Raw genomic sequence first — 3,200 nt, 5'->3', positions numbered from 1 at the left:
CCTCTTATGTTCGAGGATGATGACAGGGAGGAGAAAAGAAGCAGTCCCGTGGAGCAGGCCGAGGTATCTGAGAGCGCGAAGAGGAAATACAGGACGAAGAAAACCGAAGAGAGATTCAGTGTTCACAGCTTAAGGACTCTTATGGAAGATCTTGGTACGTTGAGTCTTAACGATGTAACTCCTCCCGGGAGTCCTGAGCACAGACTGCATATCTGTGCGGAGTCTACGGCTCTTCAGCAAAGAGCGTTTGAACTGCTTGATGTTGAACCGGGGAGATTTGTTCCCAGTACAGCTACAGGTTGATTCTGCACAATACCCCTGTCTTTACTGATCAAAGTGCCTTTTTAATAAATGAAGTTCGGTTTAGTTTTGTGATACCCGCAGGGGCGGATAAGGGCGGCAAGTTGTCCATTTGATGCCGCTTTCAGTTCTTTCGCAGAGAGCATGGAATTTTCACTGAAAGTCGCTATGGCTCGCTCCATGTTTCTCCCGGAGGTGTTCTGGGGGAGTATGGCTCCCGTGGCGCGCTCAAGCCTTGTACGGGCGGGAAATGCTTGTCAAGTCAAATACATAAATCCCTTTTCTTTCTCCTTCATCCACCTGAAAAAAGGGGTAAAACGCCCTGTTCATGTGATCGGCCTCGAGCACTTTCGTCCGGTATCGTAAGTCCTTATTATTATGTGTTACCCTATTCCGCAACTAATAACCACCCGGCTTTTTACGAATCGCGGAATTTGAGGCACCTTATGAGCACGGATTTTAGTTTGAAGAATTTATCGATCCATGAGCGGATTCGTCTTTTAGAAAACCTATGGGACAGCATCGCCTCCGATCAGAACTCTATCTCTCTTTCATTCGTGCAGAAAGTCGAACTGGACAAGAGGCTCGAGGCTTACGAAACAGATAAAAATCCGGGACGACCGGTGGATGGAGTCGTTCCGGAAATCCGTGGGAAACTGTGAATTACGAAATCCGGTTCTGCGAAAAAGCGGACTTTTTCTGTGTCTCTTCCCGCTGTGTCAGGGGATGAATTTCTTGAAGAATTATTTTCCATCCGTTATTTCTTGCTCAAGCCTGAATCAGGCTGAAATTGAATCACGGATTGCCTGGCCGAGAGTTGCCGAATTCCACATTGTGCCAACGAGCACCCGAAAAATGGACCGGCACCTCGGTCAGGTTCCGTGATAAATGTTCAGCAGGAATCACCTTCGGCAATGTCCATTCGGATTTCCAATCGTTCATTGCGATGTTCGCAGAATTTTTATTAAACCAGCACCTTGCTATCGCTTTGGGCCAGAATTCACTTCCATAGCAAAGCAGGATTCGGCAACCGCGGCTACAATCGCTTTCATCCTCCGGCCCTGCAGAATATCTACTATTTCATTGACAAAGAAATTTTCTTTGGTAAAGTAAGGATATGGCTAAAGTAAGCAGTAAATTGCAGGTAACGGTGCCAAAAGCAATTGCCGAGCGTTACGGAATCCGGCCAGGGGATGATATACGTTTTGAGGAGGCCGGAGAGACCATTCGCGTGGTGCCCCCCAATGCCCAAGCGCAGAAAAAGGAGCTCGATACCGAAACGCGTCTGCGTATGTTTGATGAGGCAACCGCACGCCAACGGGCCCGTGAAGCGGTGAGACCAATGTCTCCAGCGACTGAGCGGGGCTGGACCCGGGAAGAACTCTACACTCGGGGCAGCCCAGATGCTGATTGACACCAACATATTGGTCTATCGTTACGACAACCGTTTCCCCGACAAACAACGGATTGCAGAGAGTGTTCTTCGCGGTGGCATAGCTGGCGGACATCCCCGCATTGCGCACCAGTCGATAGTTGAATTCGTTGCGTCAACAACCCGGGGAATGCCCGAAAACCGCATACTTGATCTTCCGGATGCGATACGCGAAGCGGAAGAACTGATGTCCCAATTCCCGATTATTTACCCTGATGAATCCGTGCTGCGAACGGCTCTGCGCGGGGCAGTGGTATACGGCCTGTCGTGGTTTGATGCTCACATATGGTCCTACGCCGAAGTTCACGGCATAAGGGAACTGTTCTCAGAAGATTTCCAGCATGGTCGCATGTACGGCACGGTAACTGTGCAGAATCCGTTTCTACTTTATTCCTGAATCCGGCAAAAGACGGGGGAAACGGTGTCATCAATAGAGCCAGACAAGCAACTGAAGGCAGAGATTAGCGTACACCCCGGCCAGAACGTCATCCATAATGATACCGTACCCACCCGGAAGCCTCTCAACTCTTCTGACTATGTTCGACTCCCGAAACAACATATGTCACTCGGTGGCCGAAGAGGTAAGAAACCATTTCGGCGAGAAAACCTTTGACACCGTGATAAGCAGAAACGTGAAGCTAGCCGAAGCGCCAAGCTATGGAAAACCGCTTCTGCTTTACGAAATAAAGTCGAGCGGAGCACAAAACTATATGAAACTCGCAAACGAGATAATAAGCAGAGCGGAGGTTAACTGAAGTGAAAAGACGGAGTCTGGGAAGAGGACTTGATTCGCTTATACCCAAGAATCTGGAAACGGAATCGGGAGGGTATCAGATGGTAAGCACGGACCTGCTGAAGCCAAACGCTTCGCAGCCGAGAAAACAATTTGAACAAAGCGCTCTTGAGGAACTTGCGGAGTCAATAAAGGAAAACGGAGTCATACAGCCGCTTATCGTCAGGAAGATAGACGGCGGTTTCGAAATAGTTGCCGGAGAGCACAGGTGGAGAGCGGCAAAAATAGCAAAACTAGAGAAACTGCCCGTGATAATAAGGACCTCGACTGATCAGGACGTAGCGGAACTCACGTTAATAGAAAACATACAAAGAGAGGACTTAAATCCCATTGAAGAGGCAGAGGCTTATGAGAAACTCGCGGAGCGCTTCGGGCTTACTCACGAGGAGATAGCGAAGAAAACGGGAAAAAACCGTTCTGTCATCACAAACCAGATGAGACTCCTCAAGCTTTCCGAAAATACTAAAAAAGCCCTTGTCTCGGGCACAATAACCGTGGGGCACGCAAGGGCTCTTCTGGCCGCTTCTTCACCCGGGCAGATGGATTCCCTTCTCGGCAAGGTGCTGAAAAAGGATCTTACGGTAAGGAGGACCGAAGCGCTTGTAAAAAAGAAAAACGCAACAGCAGGATATGTGTGTCGAGCAACACATTCTTCACTTCAGGCTGTCCCACTGC

General features: G+C 49.2%; 6 protein-coding genes. All 6 read left to right on the top strand.

Annotation, left to right across the window (positions count from 1 at the left end; translation table 11 throughout):
* The coding region (locus OXG75_07080; protein MCY3625735.1) for a hypothetical protein at positions 1 to 303 on the top strand (303 nt) is incomplete at its 5' end.
* A gap of 461 nt (positions 304 to 764) precedes the next feature.
* Positions 765 to 962: an addiction module protein gene (locus OXG75_07075; GenBank protein ID MCY3625734.1), complete on the top strand. Its 198-nt coding sequence runs from the start codon at positions 765 to 767 to the stop codon at positions 960 to 962.
* A gap of 455 nt (positions 963 to 1,417) precedes the next feature.
* On the top strand, positions 1,418 to 1,714 hold the full coding sequence (locus OXG75_07070) for an AbrB/MazE/SpoVT family DNA-binding domain-containing protein (protein MCY3625733.1): 297 nt from the start codon (positions 1,418 to 1,420) through the stop codon (positions 1,712 to 1,714).
* Positions 1,704 to 2,129: a PIN domain-containing protein gene (locus OXG75_07065; protein ID MCY3625732.1), complete on the top strand. Its 426-nt coding sequence runs from the start codon at positions 1,704 to 1,706 to the stop codon at positions 2,127 to 2,129. Before OXG75_07070 ends, OXG75_07065 begins: the two co-directional genes overlap by 11 nt.
* A gap of 97 nt (positions 2,130 to 2,226) precedes the next feature.
* Positions 2,227 to 2,487, top strand: coding sequence for a hypothetical protein (locus OXG75_07060; GenBank protein MCY3625731.1), 261 nt, complete (start codon positions 2,227 to 2,229; stop codon positions 2,485 to 2,487).
* Position 2,488: 1 nt separating this feature from the next.
* A partial coding sequence (locus tag OXG75_07055; protein ID MCY3625730.1) for a ParB/RepB/Spo0J family partition protein occupies positions 2,489 to 3,200 on the top strand: 712 nt, incomplete at its 3' end.

It is taken from the genome of Candidatus Dadabacteria bacterium (genome assembly GCA_026705445.1).
Taxonomy (GTDB): Bacteria; Desulfobacterota_D; UBA1144; order Nemesobacterales; family Nemesobacteraceae; genus Nemesobacter.
The sequence above is the reverse complement of the archived record's forward strand: the minus strand, read 5'-3'. Positions and strand labels throughout refer to the sequence as shown.

Excerpts from the sequence above, each read along its gene's own strand:
- OXG75_07070 (MCY3625733.1), top strand. The coding sequence starts at position 1,418 with ATGGCTAAAGTAAGCAGTAAATTGCAGGTAACGGTGCCAAAAGCAATT.
- OXG75_07060 (MCY3625731.1), top strand. The coding sequence starts at position 2,227 with ATGATACCGTACCCACCCGGAAGCCTCTCAACTCTTCTGACTATGTTC.
- OXG75_07065 (MCY3625732.1), top strand. The coding sequence starts at position 1,704 with ATGCTGATTGACACCAACATATTGGTCTATCGTTACGACAACCGTTTC.